This window comes from Streptomyces sp. NPDC006691 (genome assembly GCF_042869955.1).
Lineage (GTDB): Bacteria > Actinomycetota > Actinomycetes > Streptomycetales > Streptomycetaceae > Streptomyces.
Genome location: NZ_JBIAGW010000004.1, coordinates 100944 through 121689 on the forward strand (window position 1 = coordinate 100944; position 20746 = coordinate 121689).

Annotated in this window: 17 protein-coding genes; 12 read left to right on the plus strand and 5 right to left on the minus strand. The window is 71.7% G+C overall.

The window, feature by feature from the left end:
- Nucleotides 1-37: 37 nt before the first annotated feature.
- Both ACFYNP_RS10505 and ACFYNP_RS10510 read left to right on the plus strand, forming a co-directional pair.
- Nucleotides 38-1591 carry a M23 family peptidase gene (locus ACFYNP_RS10505; RefSeq protein ID WP_388784472.1) on the plus strand — a complete coding sequence of 518 codons (1554 nt, stop codon included), beginning with the start codon at nucleotides 38-40 and terminating at the stop codon, nucleotides 1589-1591.
- A 95-nt stretch (nucleotides 1592-1686) separates the two neighbouring features.
- The gene (locus ACFYNP_RS10510; protein WP_388784475.1) at nucleotides 1687-3633 is read left to right on the plus strand and encodes a glycosyl hydrolase family 32; all 1947 of its coding nucleotides are present in this window, start codon (nucleotides 1687-1689) and stop codon (nucleotides 3631-3633) included.
- Between the two features lie 116 nt (nucleotides 3634-3749).
- Here the strand turns inward: ACFYNP_RS10510 and ACFYNP_RS10515 are convergent, their stop codons facing one another.
- From ACFYNP_RS10515 to ACFYNP_RS10525, 3 genes are all read right to left on the minus strand, one after another.
- Nucleotides 3750-3971 (minus strand): hypothetical protein, encoded by a 222-nt coding sequence (locus ACFYNP_RS10515; protein ID WP_388784478.1) that lies wholly within the window; start codon nucleotides 3969-3971, stop codon nucleotides 3750-3752.
- A gap of 405 nt (nucleotides 3972-4376) precedes the next feature.
- Entirely contained in the window at nucleotides 4377-5324 is a 948-nt protein-coding gene (locus tag ACFYNP_RS10520; protein ID WP_388410750.1) for a DUF4232 domain-containing protein, read from the minus strand.
- A gap of 150 nt (nucleotides 5325-5474) precedes the next feature.
- Complete coding sequence (locus tag ACFYNP_RS10525) at nucleotides 5475-6755, minus strand: hypothetical protein (protein WP_388784480.1); 1281 nt, start codon at nucleotides 6753-6755, stop codon at nucleotides 5475-5477.
- 966 nt (nucleotides 6756-7721) lie between these two features.
- On the opposite strand from ACFYNP_RS10525, the gene ACFYNP_RS10530 reads away from it, so the two are divergent.
- Both ACFYNP_RS10530 and ACFYNP_RS10535 read left to right on the plus strand, forming a co-directional pair.
- Nucleotides 7722-8582 carry an SDR family oxidoreductase gene (locus tag ACFYNP_RS10530; RefSeq protein ID WP_388410743.1) on the plus strand — a complete coding sequence of 287 codons (861 nt, stop codon included), beginning with the start codon at nucleotides 7722-7724 and terminating at the stop codon, nucleotides 8580-8582.
- Between the two features lie 61 nt (nucleotides 8583-8643).
- Nucleotides 8644-9489, plus strand: a complete 846-nt coding sequence (locus tag ACFYNP_RS10535; protein WP_388410741.1) for a class I SAM-dependent methyltransferase — start codon at nucleotides 8644-8646, stop codon at nucleotides 9487-9489.
- 41 nt (nucleotides 9490-9530) lie between these two features.
- On the opposite strand, the gene def is transcribed toward ACFYNP_RS10535, so the two are convergent.
- Nucleotides 9531-10202: a peptide deformylase gene (def, locus tag ACFYNP_RS10540; protein WP_388784483.1), complete on the minus strand. Its 672-nt coding sequence runs from the start codon at nucleotides 10200-10202 to the stop codon at nucleotides 9531-9533.
- A 453-nt stretch (nucleotides 10203-10655) separates the two neighbouring features.
- On the opposite strand from def, the gene ACFYNP_RS10545 reads away from it, so the two are divergent.
- The 7 genes from ACFYNP_RS10545 (at nucleotide 10656) to ACFYNP_RS10575 (ending at nucleotide 19081) form a co-directional block, all read left to right on the plus strand.
- Nucleotides 10656-11168: a DUF4232 domain-containing protein gene (locus ACFYNP_RS10545; RefSeq protein ID WP_388410735.1), complete on the plus strand. Its 513-nt coding sequence runs from the start codon at nucleotides 10656-10658 to the stop codon at nucleotides 11166-11168.
- Between the two features lie 498 nt (nucleotides 11169-11666).
- Complete coding sequence (locus tag ACFYNP_RS10550) at nucleotides 11667-12353, plus strand: ABC transporter ATP-binding protein (RefSeq protein ID WP_388784486.1); 687 nt, start codon at nucleotides 11667-11669, stop codon at nucleotides 12351-12353.
- Entirely contained in the window at nucleotides 12350-14560 is a 2211-nt protein-coding gene (locus ACFYNP_RS10555) for an ABC transporter permease (protein WP_388784488.1), read from the plus strand. The genes ACFYNP_RS10550 and ACFYNP_RS10555 overlap by 4 nt, the downstream gene beginning before the upstream one ends.
- Nucleotides 14561-14672: 112 nt before the next feature.
- Nucleotides 14673-15359, plus strand: coding sequence for an alpha/beta hydrolase (locus ACFYNP_RS10560; protein ID WP_388410726.1), 687 nt, complete (start codon nucleotides 14673-14675; stop codon nucleotides 15357-15359).
- A gap of 388 nt (nucleotides 15360-15747) precedes the next feature.
- Nucleotides 15748-16227, plus strand: a complete 480-nt coding sequence (locus ACFYNP_RS10565) for a hemerythrin domain-containing protein (protein ID WP_388784490.1) — start codon at nucleotides 15748-15750, stop codon at nucleotides 16225-16227.
- Between the two features lie 575 nt (nucleotides 16228-16802).
- Nucleotides 16803-17765, plus strand: a complete 963-nt coding sequence (locus tag ACFYNP_RS10570; protein ID WP_388784492.1) for a RimK family alpha-L-glutamate ligase — start codon at nucleotides 16803-16805, stop codon at nucleotides 17763-17765.
- The gene (locus ACFYNP_RS10575) at nucleotides 17762-19081 is read left to right on the plus strand and encodes an MFS transporter (RefSeq protein ID WP_388410718.1); all 1320 of its coding nucleotides are present in this window, start codon (nucleotides 17762-17764) and stop codon (nucleotides 19079-19081) included. The genes ACFYNP_RS10570 and ACFYNP_RS10575 overlap by 4 nt, the downstream gene beginning before the upstream one ends.
- A 48-nt stretch (nucleotides 19082-19129) precedes the next feature.
- On the opposite strand, the gene ACFYNP_RS10580 is transcribed toward ACFYNP_RS10575, so the two are convergent.
- Nucleotides 19130-19459, minus strand: coding sequence for a hypothetical protein (locus ACFYNP_RS10580; protein WP_388784495.1), 330 nt, complete (start codon nucleotides 19457-19459; stop codon nucleotides 19130-19132).
- A gap of 470 nt (nucleotides 19460-19929) precedes the next feature.
- Here ACFYNP_RS10580 and ACFYNP_RS10585 point away from each other — a divergent pair, with 470 nt between their 5' ends.
- Nucleotides 19930-20730, plus strand: coding sequence for a VOC family protein (locus tag ACFYNP_RS10585; protein WP_388410713.1), 801 nt, complete (start codon nucleotides 19930-19932; stop codon nucleotides 20728-20730).
- Nucleotides 20731-20746: the final 16 nt, after the last annotated feature.

Consider the following 20746-nt stretch of genomic DNA (forward strand, 5'->3'; position numbering starts at 1 on the left):
CCCTAGCGTCGGTCGCCGACGAACGGGGAGGGTTCCGATGACGCCTTTCAGATCATGGCTCGGCAGACTGCTTCTGCTGCTCGTGGCGGGCGTGGTCGCGCTGAGCGTGACCACGCCCGCCGCCGCGACAGCGGCGAAAGCGGCCGCCGCGTCCGACCGAGGGGGACAGATCACCCGCAGCGAGGTGATCTGGCGGGCCCAGTACTGGGTGGACCAGGCGCCTCCGTACAGCCAGGGCGGGTCCTATCCCGGGCCCGGCGGCGACTACAACTACCGTACGGACTGCTCGGGTTACGTCTCCATGGCCTGGCATCTCGATGCCAATCCGAGCACCCGGGGCCTGCCCGGGTTCTCCCGTGAGATCGGCCGGGACGAACTGCGTGCGGGGGACGTGCTCAACTCGTACCGCGACCACGTCCTGATCTTCCACGAGTGGACGGACGACCATGGCGGGTTCTCCTACTACAGCTTCGGCGGCGGCAGCAGCGGCGTCGCGCCGCCCGGGCACCTCTACGCCAACATCAACAACGCCACGCTCGACGGTCACCCCAACGGCGACTACCAGGCGCTGAGGTACCTCAACATCATCGACGAGTCCGCGACCCGCCCGCACCCGTACGCCTCGGGACGCGTGGTGTCGGGGCGCTCATCGGACGGGCGGCTGGAGAGCTTCGCGGCCGGCGCCGACGGGGTGTGGCACTCCTGGCAGACCGCGGTGAACGGCGGCTGGTCCACCTGGCGGTTCGAGCGCGGCCCGGGCAACGCACAGCTGGCCCTGGCGCCGAACGCGGACGGCCGTCTGGAGCTGTTCGCGCTGTCGGACAGCACCCTCGACCACATGTGGCAGACGGGCCCGAGCGCGAGTTGGTCGGGCTGGGCGAACTTCGGCACGGGCGGCTACCGACTGGCGGCGGGCAGCAACGCAGACGGCCGCATCGAGGTGTTCGCCTCGAACGCGAACGGGGTGTTCCACCGCTGGCAGTCGGCGCCCAGCGGGGACTGGGGAACCTGGGAGGGCGTGGCCGGCGGCCCGGCGAATTCCCGGCTCGCGATGGAGAACGCCCCCGACGGGCGACTTGAGGTGTTCGCTCTCTCGGACAGTACGTTCGGGCACCTGTGGCAGACCGCGGTCAGCGGTGGCTGGTCGGCGTGGGAGAACTTCGGCACCGGCGGCCACGATCTGGCCGTCGACCACAACACCGACGGCCGCCTTGAGGTCTTCGCGTCCAACGCGAACGGGGTCTTCCACCGGTGGCAGACCAGTCCGACCGCGTGGTCGGAGTGGGCGGGCACCGGCGGCCTTGCCAACGCCGAGCTGACCACATCGCGCTCGGTCGACGGCCGGGTCGAGGTGTTCGCCATCAACGCCGACAGCGCGAGCCACGCCTGGCAGACCGGCCCGAACGCGCCGTACGCGGCCTGGGAGAACTTCGGCACCGGCGGCACCGAGATCGGCGCGGCCAACAACGCCGACGGCCGTATCGAACTGTTCGGCACCAGCCGTGCCGGCGTCTACCACCGGTGGCAGACCGGGTTCTCGTCCTGGTCGGAATGGGGATACCTGAACGATTCGGGCCCCGCGATCAACTAGCCCTTCCGACGGGGACCTTCCGTGCGGCGAGGCCGCCGACCCGGCCCACGTGCCGAGGGTCCCCGTTCCGCCCGTCGAATGGAAGCGGACGCATCGTGCGTAGTTCCCGAGTGTGGTGGGCCCTGCTCACCCTCCTCCTGCTGATCGCCGCGGCGCTGCCCGCCGCCACCGGACCGGCGCTCGCCGCGGCGGCGTCCGGACGGGTGGGGGCCACGCCCTTCGTGCAGGTCTACGATCCGAGCGCGGGCGAGGCCGCTCCCTGGTACCTCAACGACCACACCTTCGTACAGGACGACCAGGGCCTCTGGCACCTGTTCGGCATCACGCACGCCGAACCCGCCGACGACCGGGACGAGACCACCTTCGCGCACGCCACCGCACCGAGCCCGCACGGGCCCTGGACCAAACGGCCACCCGTCCTGACCGCCGACCCGGCCCTGGGCGAGACCCACCTCTGGGCACCGCATGTCATCAAGAACGGCTCGACGTACTACATGTTCTACGCCGGAGGCGGCACCGACCCCACCAACTCCGCGATCAGCATGGCCACTTCGACCGACCTGTACACCTGGACGCGGCACCCGGGCGGCCCGCTGTTCCGCGACGGCTACGAGGCGCGCGACCCGATGGTGGCCCGGATCGGGGACCAGTGGGTCATGTATTACACCGCGACCGCCGACCCCGGCGGCGGCCGTCATGTGGTGGCCTTTCGCACCAGTACCGACCTCGTGCACTGGAGCAACCGGTCGATCGCGTTCACGGACCCCACCGGCGGACAGGGCGCGGGCAACACCGAGTCGCCGTTCGTCGTGTTCGCGGAAGGGACCTGGCATCTGTTCCTCGGGCCCCGCGGCGGCTACACCGGCACGGATGTGTTCTGCGGGTCCGACCCGCTCCACTTCTCCGTCGACCAGCTCTGCGGCCATGTGTTCAGCCATGCCGCCGAGGTGGTCCATGCCGACGGGCGGTGGTGGATCAGTCATGCCGGCTGGGGCCAGCGCGGGGTGTGGCTGGCCGGGCTCGACTTCACCGGGGGCAGCGGGCAGTACGCGGTCGAGGCGAGCTCGGACCCCGGGGAGCGGGTGGTGATCGTGTCGGGCGCCGACGGACGGCAGGAGGCGTTCGCGGGCGGGGCGGACCAGGTGTGGGGGCGCTACCAGACCGTGCGCGACGGGGCCTGGTCCGACTGGTATCCGTTCGGGGGCCCGAAATCGGCGAGCCTGGACGTGGCGCGGGACCTGGACGGGCGGCTCGAAGTGTTCGCGTCCGGCGAGGGCCGGGTGGACCGCCGGGCCCAGTCGGCGCCGAACGTGTGGCAGTCCTGGGAGAACTTCGGCACCGCCGCCCACGATCTGACCCTGGCGCAGAACGCCGACGGCCGCCTCGAACTCTTCGCAAGCGGCCCCCAGGGCATCTACCACCGCTGGCAGGCCGCGCCGGGTGGCAGCTGGGCCGGGTGGGAGCCCTTCGGCGGCCCGGCCGACGCGGTGGTCGCCACCGGACGTGACGCGAGCGGCCGGATCGAGGTCCTCGCGGCCGCCGGGAACACGGTGTTCCGGCGCGGGCAGGCCGCGCCGAGCGGTGGCTGGAACGCCGGGTTCGAGGAGTTCGGCACGGTACCGGGCGTCGCGCATCTGGCGCTCAGCAGACGGCCGGACGGCGCGCTCGACCTGGTGGCCGGCGGCTCGACGGGCCTGTGGCGGAAAGTCCAGGCGGGGCCCTCGGGTGCCTGGTCCGGATGGGCTGCCTTCGGCGGGCCGCCGAGCGCGCGGGTCCATCTGGGACGCAACGCCGACGGCCGGATGGAGATCTTCGCCGGAGGCCGTACGGGCATGGCACACCGCTGGGAGAACGGCTCCGGCTGGTCGGCGTGGGAGAGCTTCGGACCCGGGACGACCGGCACCGGTTACGGCACCAACGCCGACGGCCGGACCGAGGTGGTCGCCGGCACCCCCACCGGCCCGCTGAGCGGCCGCTACCAGCTGGCACCGAGCGGCAACTGGTCACCCTGGTCGCCGATCGGGGGGCCGCCCCTGGCCTGAGGGGTCACCGCTGTGCTTGCCGTTGTGCCGGTCCGTCGCCCCTGTACCGACGGCGAACGCCGAGCGTCAGGCTGCTCCGTACTGCCGTGCGTCAGGCTGCTCCGTACCGCCGTGCGTCAGGCTTCTCCGTACTGGTGGGCCGGGGCGCCCTGCCACTCGATCTCGGGGGAGTCCCCGTCGACCATGGCCTCGGCGTCGGTCTCGTCGATCCCCGACTGCCGGAGGAACTCGATGACGTCCAGGTCGGAGTACGCGACCCCGATGTCCTGGCCGAGTGCGGTGACATGGCGGCCACCGCGCCCGAGGGGCCGGTGGACGATGATGGGCGGCTCGATCATGCCTCCACCCTGGCCCGCGGACCCGGCCTCCGCATGCCGGGGCGAGGCCGAGGAGCCGCCCCGCCGGCCATCGAGGACGGCTCGGACGGAGCGGATGCCCTGACCCGCGCCGGGAAGCGGACAGCGCCCGCGTCCCGCGCCGCCGCGTACCCGGACGGCCTCAACCCGCCTCTCTCATCTCAACCCACCTCTCTCATCTCAACTCGCCTTTCCTCGGCGGTAACCGGCCCACAGGGGTCCACCGGCCTGCTGGGGGAAACGGCCGCGTACCAGTTCAGCGGCGGTCTTCAGAAGATCCATGGGCACAGTGTGCCGTCCGGGCCGAGGGCTCCCGACGCTCTGGGCGCCGCTCGTAGGATCCTGGCGGGACCACGAGCGCTGGGCCCTCACCGCCCGGCACCCGGCCTAGCTCCTCGTCTTCGTTTTCGTCCAGGGGCGGACACCCAGCCGCCCGGTGGTTCCGAGGTCCAGGTGGGGGGCCACCGTCACGGGCGCGGAGCCCGCCTTCGCGCGTACGCGTACGTAGGGGACGTTCGCCGCGGTGCCGGACTCCGTGGTGTTGCGCCAGACCAGGCTCGCCTGCGCCGCTTCGCCGGGCCTGAGGGTGAGGGGGCGGGGCTGTTCGTCGGGGCCGGCGCCGGTCGTGATGTCACCGCTGCCGCGGAGGATCTCGATGCCGGTGACGGGGTTCAGATCCTCGTCCAGGAGCTCCACGCGCGGGTAGCCCTCGATGGCGTAGTCGCGCTTGCCGCAGTTGTCGAGGTGCAGGCCCACGACGCGCAGGCCCATCGCCGCGTCGCCGTCGTCGGCGCTGACCCGGATGCCGGACGGTGGGCATGTGCCCGCCGGGGCGGGCGCCTCGTCGGCGGGCACCTTGTCCACCACGAGGACCTTGGCCCGGGTCACCCGCCGGGCACCGGGGGCCGGTTCGCCGGCCCGGACCGAGCCCCGCACCGTCTTGCCGGGGCCCACGTCGCGCACGGTCGCCGTCTGGTTGGCCATGGCTCCGCCGTCACCGCTCAGGAAGGTGAAGACGACCGAGTAGGTCAGGGCTCGGGTGGTGCTGTTCGTGACCTCGAAGGTCGCGACGATCCCGGAACCCGCGTGCGCCGGGAGGCCGTCGGCAGAGACCGACGTGCCGTTCGCCGGCGAGGGAGAGGCCGACGGAAGGGTCAGCGACGTGATCCGTACGCCGTCCTTGCCCGGGTCGTCCACCCGTGTGGGAGAGGACGGGGTCCCGGACGCGTCGGTGCCGCCGCTGCCGGAGCCCGCGCGCTCCGCTCCGCAGGCCGTCAGCAGCAGGGCGGAAGTGGCGAGCACCGACAGGGGGATGAGTGAAGCTGGTCTTCGCATGGGCTCACCTCATCAGGGCGTGTGTCGCGCACGTGTGGCGGAAGCCATAATTCCGGTCACGGGCATGTCACGAATGCCCTGAAGACATGCTGAAGGGGCCCGAATACCTCTGCGGTATTCGGGCCCCTTGGGACAGCGGTGCCGAGTCGGTCAGGCCTTGTCCGCCGCCCGCTGCTGCGCGGGCTTGCGCAGCAGCACCGTCCCGGCCAGAACGGCGGCGACCACGGCGCAGAGCACGGCGAGCGTGGTCGCACCGGTGAACGTGCTGCCCAGGCTGTCCCTGAGCAAGTGCACGGACTTGAACCTGGCGCCCACGGAATGGACCGCCGCGGTGGCGACGGCGGCGCCGGCACCGAGTGCCCACGCCCAGACCGTGTCGTACAGGGGGAGCAGACACGCCAGGGTCAGGCAGATGGCTGCGATGACCATGGACGCCGCCGCGGTCCTGTTTCCGGCGTGTACGGCCATGATGTCGGTCGGCAGGTGGAGAACGCCGATCAGGAGCAGCGCGGCCGCGGCCGGCCAGCGGAGCACGGACCGGAGCGCCGGCGCCCTGGCCGCTCCCGTTCCCGCTGTCGCGGCGCCCGCTTCGGGAGCCGCCGGGGCGTTCCCGACGGGCCCGTTCTCGGCCGGACCGTTGTCCGCCGCACCGCGGGCCAGTGCGTTGTCGGCCACCGGAGCGGTGTCGGCGGCCGGTGCGCTGAAGGCGGCCGGGGCGTTGTCGGCTGCGGGTGCGCTGTCGACGGCCGCTGCGTTGTCGACCGCGGGTGCGCTGTAGGCGGCTGACGCGTTGTCGGTCGCCGGCGCGTTGCGGGCGTCCGGTGCGTTGCCGGCGTCCGGCGCGATGCCGACGTGGCTGTCGGGGACCGGAACCCGTCCGCCGTTGTCCTGGTCGCCGTTGACCGGGGCGGCGTCGGGCGACATCGCGGCTGGGGTGGCCATCCCCATCGGCATCGGCATCGACGCCGAGACCGGGACCTCGGACACCGCCGGAGCCGTGTCCGGGGCCGGCGGCGCGAGGGCCGCCGGCCCGAAGGGCGCGAGGGCCGTCTCCGGAGACGCCACGGGCTCTTCCCGTGGCGCGTTCGCGACCGGGTGGCAGTCGGCGATGAGGGCGGCCACGTCTTCGATGGACCGCTCCGCCGCGACCGCGCGCAGAGTCGTGTCCGCCTCGTCGTCCGTGTGCGGGGGTTTCTTGAGGAGGGAGATCAGCTGACGGACATCGTCCAGGGGGCGAGACACGGCAGCCAAGTGCAGAGCCGCGTCACCCGGCCGCGGCTGTTCGCCGGTCTGGTTGAGGAGATGAGCCAGGGAGGCCACCTCGTCCAGAGGCCGGGACAGGGCCACTGCGCGGAGCAGGGTGAGGCGGGCCTTGTCGTCCGGACTCGTCGGAACTTTCTTGTCCGGTATGGGGGTTTGGTCAGATGCCATGGAACGCTTCCTTTGCCGAGGCTCCTATAAAGATCACTGCGGCAGTCACTGTGTGCTGTCTGCTGCACACATCTGGTTCCAGGACAGCCGACATGTGCCGCGCTCGCCAATCCGACGGGCCGGGGCGGCGTGGACCGCGAGCCGTCCCCGACGGCTCGGGAGAGCACCCCTTGGCCTGGTGGCGATCCCCTTCGACACAGAGCCGACTTGGGTTTGCGCCTGTGCCCCGCCGTCCTTCGCCGCTCGTTCACCCCGCCCCGGACGGAACCGAGAGCCGCGGCCGTTGCTCGGCCGAACGGGTGGGGAAGGGCTCGGCGACGTCTAGCGCGCAGACCGGTACCCGAACGGCCCCCTTGCCACCGCGCCGACCGCTGTCCGAACGGTCCGCCGTGCGGTCGTACGGGTACGCGCCGGGACGGCCGTACCGGCACGCGCCGGGACGTGCGTCCGCGCGCCCGCGTGTGCCCCCGCAGGAGGGGTGACGAAGGCCCGGCATCGCCGCGACGATGGACTGCCGCCACCAACCGATCGGCCGCGACACCCGGCGGCCGAGATCACGCGAGTACGCCCACCGCCACCACGACACGGGCCGGGCACCCGGGCACGAGCCCGCGCGCACAGGACCAGCGCGACGACGACGCCAGGTGCCCGTCGACGATGGTGCCGTGCCATCGCCCGGCACCGCGTCAGGCCCGGCACCGCTTGGCAGGACGGGAACGGCGATGCGCCGTCCCCCGCCCTGCGTCGGGCGGCCCCATGCCGACTCGCGTGCCATCGGGTCGACGACGGTCACCCCGCCGGCCAAGTGCAGAACGGCCACTGCGGAGGCTGCGACGACCCACGGCCGGGACGGGCACCACGGTCGGCATGCGCGGCTCGCCTACAGCGGCTCACCTGCAGCGACACATCCGCATCGAAATATCCACATCGACATATACGCAGCGACACACAGGTCACGGGGGAACGATGGGACGACGTTGGCTGATCACCGGATGTTCTTCAGGCCTGGGACGAGCCATGGCGACCGCCGCGGCGGCTGCCGGGGACGAGCTGGCGGTGACGGCGCGCAAGACCGCCGATCTCACGGAGCTGGCCGCGGCCTGGCCAGGCCGCATCGTGCCGGTGCCGCTGGAACTGCGGGACGCCACGTCCTGTGACGAGGCCGTCAGCGCCGCCGTCGACCGGCTCGGCGGCATCGACGTCCTGGTGAACAACGCCGCCGTGGGCCTCTTCGGCGCGGTCGAGGAAGTCTCGGACGCCGAGCTGCGTGAGCAGTTGGAGACCCTGCTCGTGGGCCCCTGGAGGCTCATCCGGCGCGTCCTGCCGCTGATGCGGGCCCAGGGGCACGGCCACATCCTCAACATCTCCTCGGTGGTCGGCCGCATGGCCTTGCCGGGCCTGGGCGCCTACGTCGCAGGGAAGCACGCGCTCGAAGGAATGAGCCAGGCCCTGGCCATCGAGGCCGCCCCGCACAACATCCGCGTCACCGTTCTCGAACCGGGCATGTTCGCCACCCGGTACGGCGCGTCCATGATCGAGGCGCACCGGCGCATCCCCGCGTACGACGGGACCAACCTCGAAATGCTCCAGGGCACCCGTGGTCTGGTGGACAACCCCGAGACCGGACGTCCCGAGGACTTCGCGGCGCGCGTGCTCGACATCGTCGACGCCGACGCCCCGACGCCCCTGCGCATACCGGTCGGCGAAGACGCGTACGGCTATCTGGAAATGGACGAACAGGCGTCCCGGGAGGAGTTCGCCGCGGCCCGGCGCATCGCGCGGGGACCAGGGCCTGATGCCGATAGCCTTACGCAGTCGGCGAGTTGAGCGCCGACGCCGCGCCCGGCCGAAGCGGCCCGGCGGGCTCACCGGCTCGGAGGTGGGACGGATGGTTCAAGGGTCCGGGGCGGGGCAGCCCGCGATCTTTCCCGCGGTGCGAGAGGCGTACGGTCCGGCCGATCTCGGTTCGAAGCCGTTGTTCGGCGGAGGCTTCATCAACTTCGGGCACTGGGAGGGCACCGACCTGACCCGGCCTCTGAACGATGCCGACCGGGTCAGGAGCCAGCGGGAGATGTACCGCCGTGTGCTGGCAGCCCTGGCGCCCACCGAGGGGCTGCGCACCGTGGAAGTGGGGTGCGGGCTCGGCGCCGGTGCCGCGGTGGCACTTGAGGAGTACGGCTTCGCTCACGTGACCGGCATGGACATCCACCCCGAGCAGCTCGCGCGGGCCGTGCGGCGCAACTCGCATCTTTTGAAGGGGAGTTCGGAGCGGTTGAGGTTCGTGCGGGGTGCCGCCGAGTCCATGCCGTTCGAGGACGGCACGTTCGACCGGCTCTACAGCATCGAAGCCGCCCAGCACTTCCGCGACCTCGGCGCGTTCGCCCGCGAGGCGGCACGGGTGCTGCGGCCCGGCGGGCGCGCCGTCGTCGCGAGCTTCTTCGTCCCCGACGCCGATCCCGCCCGGCCCGCCCGGCTGGCCGAACTCCTGGACACGTTCGCCACCGGCCTCGACGTCGCACACACCGTGCCGGACCTGGTCGGCAGTCTGCGGGACGCCGGGCTGGCCTCGGTGCGGGCGACGTCGATCGGCGCCTCGGTGTGGCCCGGCTGGGACCGCTGGCTGGCCACGATGTGGGAGCCCGGCACCTGGCCCCGCAACTTCCTGCGCGCGTTCGACGAGGGCAGCCTCGACTACTACGCCGTCACCGCCCAGCGCCCCGCACGGCAACTGTGATCCACGTGCCAACTACCGATCTCGGCAACGGAACGTGAGGGCTACTGTCCTTTCCGTACGGCGCCCAGCGCCTCGGCCCGCTCGACGCGCCGAGCGAAGACGGTCTCCTTGACGTCGTCCATCTCCTGGAGCACGGCGCGGCGCTGACGCTTCGTCAGGCGGTCGACGTAGACGAGCCCGTTGAGGTGGTCGGTCTCGTGGAGGAGGCAGCGCGCGAAGTAACCGGTGCCCTCGATCACGACTTCCTTCCCCTCCTTGTCCAAGCCGCGCACTACGGCCCGCTCCGCGCGGGGGACGTCGAAGACCGGGCCCGGCACGGACAGGCAGCCTTCGCCTGCTTCCAGCAGGCGCCGCTCCTCCGGGGCCACCGGATCGACGACCGGATTGAGCACATGGCCGACGTGCCGGACGTCATCGTCGTCGTAACAGTCATAGACGAACAGGCGCAGATCCACGTCGACCTGATTGGCCGCCAGACCCGCGCCGTCGGCTACGTACATGGTGAGGAACATGTCGTCGATCAACTGGGAAAGCCAGGGAGTGCCGAACTCCGCGGCGGCCGGTGCGCAGGGACGGTGCAGGATGTCCTCGCCGGCCACGGTGATGCGCAACACCTGCCCACGCGTGGACTCGGGCGCCCGTACCGGGTAGGCACCCTCCACCGGCACACCCTGAACGCGGACCCGGCGGTCGGTGACAGGCTTTGTCTTCATGATCGCGCCCTCTCCCTCGTGGACGATTCGCGGGACCTCGACGGTGCCGTCGTGACGGTGGCACGAACAGCGGCAGGACCCTGACCGGCCCGTGGATCGAACGGGTGCGGTCGTGACGATGACCCTATCGACTGCCCGCCCGTCGTACGAACCGTGAGACCGGTGGGCCGGCTGTCCCGGACGCGGCGGCGGGCTGGACGCGGGACCGCGGGACCGGCATGTGTGAGCACGGCCTCCGGTGGGACCAACTCCGCCGTGGGCCGACGGAGTTGCGCCCGTACAACGCATGCGCGCGCCTCGCGGACGCGGAGCGGCGTTCTGAGGGGAACGCGCGTTTGGCGTGGTTGTAACGCATTTATGACATTGGCGCGGACGGCTGCGGGGGAGGGATGCAGTCGACCAATGTTCCGGCGGGGCCCTTCGGGGGCCGCCATCAGGATCGGAGTATGCGTGATGCGTATCGTCCGGAAGATCGCCGCCACCGCTGTCGTCGCCGTACTGGTGGGCGCGGTGGGAGGGGGAGTGGCGCAGGCCGCGCCGAAGGCCGGGTCGGCCGGCCGCGGGGCTCCCTCCGCATGCCGCCCGGCGAACCACATCGCGAAGATCGAGGCGGCCCCGGCTTCCTCGGGGCACCGCCACTACCGCGTCACGCTGACCGCGGCGCGGGGGTACGCCTCGTGCGAGCTGGCCGGATCGCCGACCCAGGTGCGCTTCTCCCACCACGGCTCACCGAACCGGGTCACCGCCGGGCACTACGGCTCGCAGCACCAGGTGGTGAAGTTCGGCCCGGGCCACCCGGTCCACTTCGACATCCAGGTGCCCAACGGCAGGGCCGGCGTACAGGCCGACGAGGCATCCTTCGTCCTCCGGGCGCCCGGGGGCGTGATCCCGGGTGAGTCCACTGCTCGGGGATCGCTCAAGGTCGCTGCCGGCACCCTCATCGGGCCGGTGCAGGCCGGTTCCTGACGGACCGTCATGTGACGGTGGGGGAGCACGGCCGGCGGGTCGGAAACCGACTCGCCGGCCGCCGTGTGTAGGTGGGCGGCGGCGCCGAGCCCCGCCGGGACGCTGACCGTGGGTGATCGGCACGACGAGACCCCGGACCGCGTGGATGCGACGGTCGGGCAACTGCATGAACTGCATGAACTGCATGAAGTGAACGGCTGAGCCGACGGCCGTGGCGGTGATCGAGCCAAATGTCCTTCACCGGTGGTGCTTCCGTCCAACTGCCGCAAGCCCGCCATTGAGCTGGCGGCCAGGTCAAACGGATCGTTCCGTTCACGGGCAGTGACGCCTGAGCAGGATTTGGCCAAGGGCAGTCATCGCCTTGCCGCGTGCGGGGCAACGCGCAACGATCACCTCCACGTAGCCGCGCGAGACAGGGCGCGACAGTTCCCTGGGCTGTGCTCACACACCGTCGTGCACTGTCCGGGGGCAGGGCCTGCGATGGGGGCTTCGGGGAAGATGAATGGACCTGTGCTGTGTGTCGGCGGGCTCGGCCACACGGTGGGCGGGCGGCGGCTCTTCGGCTCGCTCGGCCTCACGGTGGACGCGGGCGAGTCGGTGGCGATCACGGGGCCGAGCGGGTCGGGCAAGAGCACGTTGCTCTCCTGCCTCCTGGGCCTGATCCGTCCCGATCACGGAACAGTCGAAGTCGCCGGCGCCGAGATGACTGCCTTGCGCGGGTCCGCCCTGGCCCGCCACCGCAGCCGGCACATCGGCATGGTCTTCCAGTTCGGAGAGCTGCTTCCCGAGCTGTCGCCCCTGGACAATGTCGCGCTCGCCGCCCTGCTCGCCGGCGTTCCCCGTCCCGACGCCTATCGCCAAGCCGCCTTCCTGCTGGCCGAGTTGGACGTGCCGGCCAAGTCGGTGACCGAACACATGTCCGGGGGTGAGCGCCAGCGCACCGCGGTGGCACGCGCTCTCATCAACTCACCCGCCCTCCTGCTCGCGGACGAGCCGACCGGAGCATTGGACACGGAAACCCGCGACCGGGTGGCCGACCTCCTGTTCAGCATGCCCGGCCGCCACTCGTGCGGCCTCCTCGTCGTCACGCACGACCACGAGATCGCTCGGCGCGCGGACCGGGTCCTGGCCCTGGCGGCGGGTGGGCTGAAGAACGTGAACGTCAGTCGGGTGGAAGGGAGTTGAGCGAGCGCGGAGCAAGCCGACAGCTGATGCGGGTGGGCCTGACCGCCGGGCGTGGGGCGGAGGCCGGGCGGGTCCGGTTCGTCGCGCTGATGGCCGCCACCGCTCTCCTGGCGCTGGGGATCGCCGCGATGGTCGTCGTCCACGCGAGCTATCAGGGTCAGGCCCAGAGGGGAGCCGCGCGCCATCCCATCACCCAGGAGGAGCGGCCGGATCTGCCGGCGACGGCACTGTGGTCGAAGGCCACGGACTCCGTGGCGCACGGCGGATCGTTCTCCGTCGTGTTCATCGCGCCGCTCACGGCGCACGCGCCACTGCCTCCCGGACTCGACGCCTGGCCCGCACCGGGCGAAGCCGTGCTCTCGCCCGGGCTGCGCACGCGCGGGGCCGCTGACGGCATCGCCACGCGGTACGGGCACGCCGTCGGACACATCGGCGTCGAAGGACTCCAATCACCGGACGAACTGCTGGCCTACGTCCGCCCGCGAGCCGGGCTGTCGGTCGACGAGGCGAGGAACGTCGTGGGTTACGGCACGACTCCGCACGCCGAAGTCGTCCGGTTGGGGCAGCTGGACGACGCCCGACCCGAGTGGGCCTTCCAGACGATGCCGGGCCTCTTGGTGCTGTTGCCCGTGATGGTTCTTCTGGTCGTGGCCGCCCGCTCGGGTTCCCGCAGCCGGGATCGCCGGACCGCGCTGGTGGACGCCCTGGGCGGCACGTCGCGCGCACGCGCGCTGATCGTTCTGGGCGAAACAGGTGTGCCGGTCCTGGCCGGCGCGGTGATCGCGACCGCGGTAGTGGGTGCGTTCTGGGCCACCGATGTCCCGGTGCCCGTCACCGGATTCGTCGTGTCCGCACATGACGTCCGCGCCCATGGAGGGGAGCTGGCGCTCGCGGTGGTCACGGCAACGGTGGCGGTCGTCACGGCTTCCGTCGGCGCCGCGCGGCTCACCCCCACGGCCGGCGGCAACCGGCCGACGGGGGCACGCGGGGCACCCACACGCTGGGCCGCCCTGTGCCCGGTTTTCCTGCTGATCGCCGTGTTCGGTCCTCGCCTGTGGGCCGCGGGGACGTCGGGCAACGTACTCACCAACTGGGCAGGCGCGGCGTGTACGTTGGCGACACTGCCCGCCGCCATCGCCGTACTCGCCGCCCTGCTCGGGCAGCGCATGAGCCGGGCAGGCAGCCGATTCGGCCGCCCCGGTCTCCTGGTGGCCGGACAGCGTATGGCCACCCACCCGGGCCCCTTGGCGCGCATGACGGCCGGCCTGGTGATCGCGCTCGCGCTGCTCATCCAAATCGTCGCCTGGCAGGGCCTGTTCGGAGCGGAGGCAAGGGCCGCGAAGGCCACGGTCGAGCGCATCGGCAGCAGCGCCCTCGTCGTGCAGCCGCGTACGGCCACCACACCCAGGCAGATGGCGGACTTTGTGCGGGAGCTGCCGCCCACGGTCGAGGCGGTGCGGATGATCAGAGCCCCGGAGAAGTCCACCGTCACGTTGGAAGGCACCTGTCGGGGCCTCACGTCGCTCCAACTGCCCTGTGGCGCACAGCCTGTTCGTGTCAGTGGAGCGCTCAAGGACCAACGGGCGCGGGAGATCGTCGAGTGGAGCGCATCGGGCACCGACTCGGTGACCGTGCGGGAGACGGCCGAGCCCGCCGATGTGACCGCATCGACACCAGGAGAAGCGCCGCTCACCGTTCTGGTCTCCGTGGACGGACACGCGCTCTCCGTGCCCGCGCTGAAGCAGCTGGCCTACCGGGTGCTTCCGCGGGGGCTCGCGATCGACACGGCCGGAGGCGAATGGCTGACGCGGGGTGAGATCAAGCGCGGCCAAGGGCTCTGGATCAGCTGCTTCGGCTTCGTCGGCATCCTCGTCCTGGCGGGAGTGTCGGTGATCAGCGGGACCGCCGAATTCCTGCGCAACGGGCGCGCACTGGCCCCCATCAGCGTCCTGGCGGGCAACCGCCGCGTCCACTGGAGCACCGCCGCCTGGAGCCTCCTCGTCCCGTTCACGCTGGCCGGCGGCATCGGATGCCTGGTCGGCACGTGGTTGGCGTACCCGAAGACGGCGGACGGCACCTCGTACATCTCCGGGTCGTTCCTCGCCCTCTGCGGCCTGGGCGTCTCGGCTATGGGGCTGCTGGCCTGGGGCTGGGGCGCCCATGTCGCAGGCCGTCAAGCCGGGGAATGGCGGCCCCGCGGAGACTGACGCGGTGGTCGTCCGGAGCCGACCCCCGGGTGAGGGGTGTCGCCCCACGCCGACAGGTCCCGGCCTGTGGCTAGGATCAACGGTTCCACGACGATCCCAGGAGGCGGGCGCTTTGACGGCAGTCGTGCTCGTCCACGGTCTGTATCACCGTCCCGAACACCTCGCCCCGGTGGCCGAGCGCCTGCGCACCGAGGGGGCCGAGGTCGTCGTTCCCGAGCTGCACCGGGGTTCGCTGTCCGCCGACACCCACGCTGTCCAGGCGGCCGTCGACGCGCTGGAGGAGCCCCCGATCGTGCTCGGGCACTCCTACGGCGGGTCGGTGATCACGGGGGTCCGGGGAGCGGCGCGGCTGGTCTACCTGGCGGCCTTCGTCCTGGACGCCGGAGAGAGCGCGGCCGGTATGGGCGGGGCGTCCCGGCAGCTCAGGGAGGCGATCGTCGCGGAGCCTGACGGCTCGACCAGCCTTCACCCCGACCTGGCCGCCGACGTCCTCTACGACGACTGCCCCGGGCCTCTCGCGGCCCGCGCGGTCGGGCTGCTGCGGGGGCAGGCGGCCGGATGCGGGAGAGGGGTGCCCGAGTATCAGGGCTGGAAGAGCACCCCGTCCACCTACGTCGTGTGTGCGCGGGACATGGCCATCGACCCCGGGGTGCAGCGGAAGATGGCCTCGCGCTGCTCCGACGTGCGCGAGTGGCGGACGGGCCACTCCCCGTTCGTGGGGCATCCCCGGCTCGTCGTCGAGCTGATACGGGAACTGCGCGCTGCGGCAGGCCGGTTGGCGCCCCGCGACTCCGTTTGATGACGGGGTGTCAGGCCTGGTCGTGCGGTCCTGTCGGTACTCCCCGTTACCGCGACTTCCGCCATTCCCCGCCCCCGGCCCAGTGGCTCCCGCCCGCTTCGTCCGCGCGGCCGGTGCGGGCCGGCTGCTGGCGACGGGCCGTTCGTACCCTGTGCAGTGCACCAGCCGGTGTGCGGTGGAGGTTCTCGGAGTCAAGGACCAGCCCCAACTGGATTGTCATCAAGGGCGCTGTCCCCGTGCGTACCCGTTATCCGCCTCCGCGATCCGCCTCCGCGATCACGTTCCGTAGCCCAACGGCGACGGAAAACCACCGCCAGTAGCGGAGCGCATGATCGCCGGGCCTGCCGGGTATGTCACGGAAGTGAATCCTGTGCCCCGAGGAGCCGCCATGTCCACCGACGCGATCGTGATGCTCAGGGAAGGCCACAAGGAGCTGAGGCGCCTGATCCGGTCCTACGGCGCCGATCGGAATCCCGCTGTGGTCGAGCAGTTTCTGCGCGCACTGACCGTGTACACGTACATCGAGCGGGAGGGCATGTACCCGCGGGTGTCCGCCCTGGCTCCGGAGACCGAGCTGACGATCATGGAGTTCCGGGAGGAGCACCACATCGCCGAGGTGCTGGCCGGCGAGCTCCAGGAGATGCCGACCGAGGGCATCGCCTATGCCGTCAAGGCCCGCTTCCTGATGGGAATCGTCGAGCGCCACATGGATGCAGAGGAACAGATGTGGTTCCCGCACGTTCGGGCCACCGTCGGACGCAAGGAGCTCCAGGAGATCGGCGCCTGGATGGCCCGGCTCGCCGAACGGGCCCCGCGGCGACCGCCCCGCCGCACCGCACAGGACGCCTGGGACGCGGTGGCCGCGTAACGGCTTGCGGCCCGCCGAGCTGAGGGGCCAGAGCGGCTCCTGGTGCTCGGTGCTCGGTGACCGCGACCGGTTCGGTCCGCCGCTCCCTCGTGAGGTTCACCCCGCCAGAGCCCTAACTAATTCCCTTGATTGCCAGCCCAGTTGGGCGTCGGGTGGTCTGTCCCGGATGCGCAGGGCCATCGGTGCGTCCACGGGGGCGAGGGCAGGGCAAGTCCTTCCGCAGCGAGCGGACCATCCGGCGCGTCGACGACGGGAGCCTGGCGGGCGAGGACGCCGCCACCTGCGGGATCTCGATCTCACCGAGCGCGAACTGGTTCCCGATCCGCGTGACGTCTTCCCCGCCTTCGTTCGGACACGGCGGTGCTCGGACTCCGGCGTCCCCGGCCGTCGGTACGTCCGTGACCGCCGGGAGGGATGGACCGCGTGCTGCTCCGCGAGGGATGGGGCGGTCGGGTGGCCGACGGGGGCCGATCGGGTGGTGGGGTGCCGAGGGGGCCCTGCCGTCGAGGGTCGAGCGGGGAGAGGTCGTGGGGGCTCGGGCGCGAGTCCGTGGCCTGCGACCGAGGGGAAAACGCGTGTCTGTGTCAGAGGACGGGGGAGACCGTGAGTGCTTCGGGAATCTCTCCGCTGACGTCTGGTTGGTGCTCGGCGCAGGGTTGCGCGGGCGAAAGCTGACGGGCCGTCTCATCGACTTCTTCGCGGCGGAGTTCGGGGAGCGCTGCGCGGTGGTGGGCACCGATGAGCTCCTTCTGGGCGTGCGGGGCGGCCGACTGACCTTGCACGACCTGGACGGATGCGAGGTGGCCGCGCCGGCCACCGCGTACGGCAGGGTGTGGACTCCCGTGGCGAGCACGGACCGGGAGATCACGTTGCTGCGGCACTTGGAGGCCATGGGGACGGCCCTGCTGAATCCGGTCGACGCGGTGCTGGCATGTCTGAACAAGTTCTGGCACCTTCAGCAACTCGCCGTCGCGGGGCTCCCCGTGCCCGACACACTCTCCTACGCGAACGTGCCGCTGGGGGAGGCGATCGGTGCGGGGGTGCCGCAGCCGTGCGTGGTGAAGGCGGTGCGGGGGCACCGCGGCGAGCAGGTGTTCCTCGCGCCGGACGCGGTCATGCTCCGGGGCATCCACGGGAGCCTCGGCCAGGACGCCCCGTACCTCTTCCAGGAGTATGTGGCCCACTCCCACGGGCGGGACCTGCGGGTGGTGGTGGTCGACGGACATCCGGTCGCCTCGCAGGTGCGTACCTCCCCGCACGGGGACTTCCGCTCCAACCTGGCGACGGGCGGGACGGCGACCTTGTGCACCGGGGCGTATCCGCAGGGCGAGGCGCTCGCGGTACGCGCCGCCGAAGTGCTGGGGCTCGGTGTCGCGGGCGTCGACCTGCTCTTCACACCGGACGGCGGTTTCACCATCTGCGAGGTCAACGCCAACGTGGGCTGGCGTGAGCAGATGACGGATGTGACCCCTGCCGTGGTGGCCGCACTGCGCAGCCGTCTCGCCGCCAAAGGCCGGTCCGTGCCGGCCGCTCGGTGATCAACTCCGAGGTGCGGGACGGAGACCCGGGGCAGGCCAGGGACGGAGGCCGGGGGCGGGGCGGGGCCGTCTGGCACGGAGTGTTCCGGCGCTGGCCCCTGCTGCGGAGCCCCAACTTCCGGCTCTTCGCACTGGGTCAGACGACCTCCAACACGGGCACCTGGATACAGAAGATCGCGCAGGATTGGCTGGCCCTTGAGCTGTCCCACGGAAACGGCACGGTCCTGGGCATCACCACGGCCCTTCAGTTCCTGCCCCTGCTGCTCCTCGGGCCGTACGGCGGTGTCCTGGTCGACCGGCACTCCCGGCGGCGAACGCTTCTGGTGACCGAGTCGGTCATGGCTGTGCTCGCCCTGCTGCCCGCGGCTCTGGTGCTGACCGGCACGGTGTCCCTCACCGCCCTCTACGGGCTGGCCCTGGCGCTCGGGCTCACCATGGTCGTGGAGAAGCCCGCGCTCCAGGCCTTCATCGCGGAGTCCGTCGAACCGGCCCAGCTGGTCGGCGCCCTCGCGTTCAACAGCGCGGTCCTCAACCTCGCCAGAATGGCGGGACCCGCACTCGCCGCTCCGCTCATCGTCCTCGTCGGGCCCGGCCCCGCCTTCCTCGCCAATGCCCTGTCCTATGGTGCCGTCCTCGTCTGCCTGGTGCGCACGGATCCCCACACGCTCAACCCGGCCCCGCCGGTCGCCCGCGCGAAGCGGCAAGTGCGGGACGGGTTGCGCCATGTCGCCGAGCGGCCGGACCTCGCGCTCACACTCGGGCTCGTCGCCGTCGTCGCCGCTTTCGGCATGAACTTCCAGATCACCACGGCGCTGATGTCCACCCAGGTCTACGGTGCCTCGGCCGCGACCTTCGGCCTCGGCAACACCGCGCTTGCCGCCGGTTCCGTGATCGGCTCGATGATCGCCGCGCGACATCAACGCATGACGGCCCATCAACTCGCCGGTGCGGCCCTGGCGTTCGGAGCGCTGGAGACGGTGAGCAGCCTGATGCCCGGTCACCTGGCTTTCCTGGTCATGCTCGTGCCGACCGGGGTCGCGCTGCTCGTGTTCCTCACGGCGGCCAAGGCCAGGCTCCAGCTGGGGGTCAGCGAGGACATGCGGGGCCGGGTGATGAGCCTCTACATGCTCGCTTCGCTCGGCACCACCCCGCTGGCCGCCCCCTGCATCGGATGGGTCGCTCACACGGCGGGCCCCCGGGCGGCGCTCGCCCTGGGCGGAGCCGTCTCCGTCCTCGCGGCCGTCACCGTGGGCGTGCTCTACCGGCGCCCGGCCGCGGCCCTCAGCAACGGCCGTCCCGTCCACGTCACCGGCTGAACCGTGGCTCACCACGGGGTGGGGACGCCGGGCCGTTCCCGGGCGTTCTCACCGACCGGCCCGTCGGTCCGCCGCACGCAGCAGGTCCGGCAGCGTCGAGGGGAAGTCGCCGATCAGCGAGTGCACCGTGCGCCACATGGCCGGCCGGGGCGAATGCCGTGCGCACCACGCGGCCAGGAAGTCGCGGGCGTACCGGTGGGCGAGCCCGCCACCGCTGTCCGGAGCGAGCGACGCTCGATGGCACGCGGATGTCTGGCCCGGCCAGGCGGCGACGCTGCCCGCGTCCATGCCCCTTTCGACGGCCTCCCGCGCGCTCGACAGGCCCCGCTCGACGGCGTTCTCGACGTGGGCCCGCATGAGCCCACCGGTCGCGTGCATCGTCCTCGTGCGCAGCACCCGCCGCGCGGCCCGGGCCGTCGGCCCGAGCGGGTCGGTGCCCCAGTCGGGCGGGGCGGTCCGCCTCGGAGCGTAGGAGGAGGTCCGGGAGGGGGCGGTGCGCCGGGCACGATCCCGTTCGGCCCACCGGCCCACCGGCCCACCGGCCCACCGGCCCACCGGCCCACCGGCCCGCCTCGTCCGGCCGGATCGGGCGACCGTGCAGGCCCCCCGTGCAGGCCCCCCGTGCCGTTCTCACGTGTCCCGGGATCATGACGCTGGAAGGCGTAACGGGGTTCCCTTCGCGCGGGGGCGCCGCGGCCGAGCGGGGACACCCCGTGATCGTGCACCGGGCGCGGACCAGTGCTTGACTGGATTTGAGGTGAAACCGGAAGACACATCCACACATCGCGGGTCGGTTTTCTCTGCGTGCGCCGCTCCGGGAGCCGCCCAGCCAGTTCACGGAGGCTCTCATGCCTACAGTCAGTGGCCCGTACGCACCCGGCACGCCCTGTTGGATCGATCTGATGGTCCCCGACCAGCAGGCCGCCATCGACTTCTACCGCGACCTGTTCGGCTGGCAGGGCGAGGTGGGACCGCCGGAGACCGGCGGGTACGCCGTGTGTTCCCTGAAGGGCCAACCGGTCGCAGGGATCATGGCGGCGATGAACCCGGACGGAACCAAGCCCGACCCGATGCCGCCGGCCGTGTGGACGACCTACATCGCCACCGCGGACCTCGCCGCCACGGAGAAGAAGATCGCGAGCGCCGGGGGGCAGGCGATGGTGCCCGGCATGGACGTGATGACCCTCGGCCGGATGGCCGTCACGAGCGACCCTACGGGTGCCGTGTTCGGCCTGTGGGAGGCCAAGGACTTCCCCGGTGCGGGCATCGTCAACGAGCCGGGCGCGTTCATCTGGAGCGAACTCAACACCAGTGACACGGACGCCGCTTCGGCCTTCTACTCCGGGGCGCTGGACATCACCACCAGCGCCATGGAGGGCGCCGACGGCTACCTCGCGCTCAACGCGGGCGGCCGGATGGTCGGTGGCATGCAGGACCTCTCCGCCCTCGACGGGCTCCCGCCGGGCACGCCCTCGCACTGGCTGACGTACTTCGCGGTCGACGACACCGATTCCACGGTGGACGCCCTGGTCAGAGCCGGTGGCAACGTCATGAAGCCGCCGTTCGACATGATGGCCGGCCGGATGTCCGTCGTGCAGGACCCGCAGGGCGGCATCTTCGCGGTCATCAACGCGAAGGGGCCCGAGTAGTCGCGAAGGGGCCCGA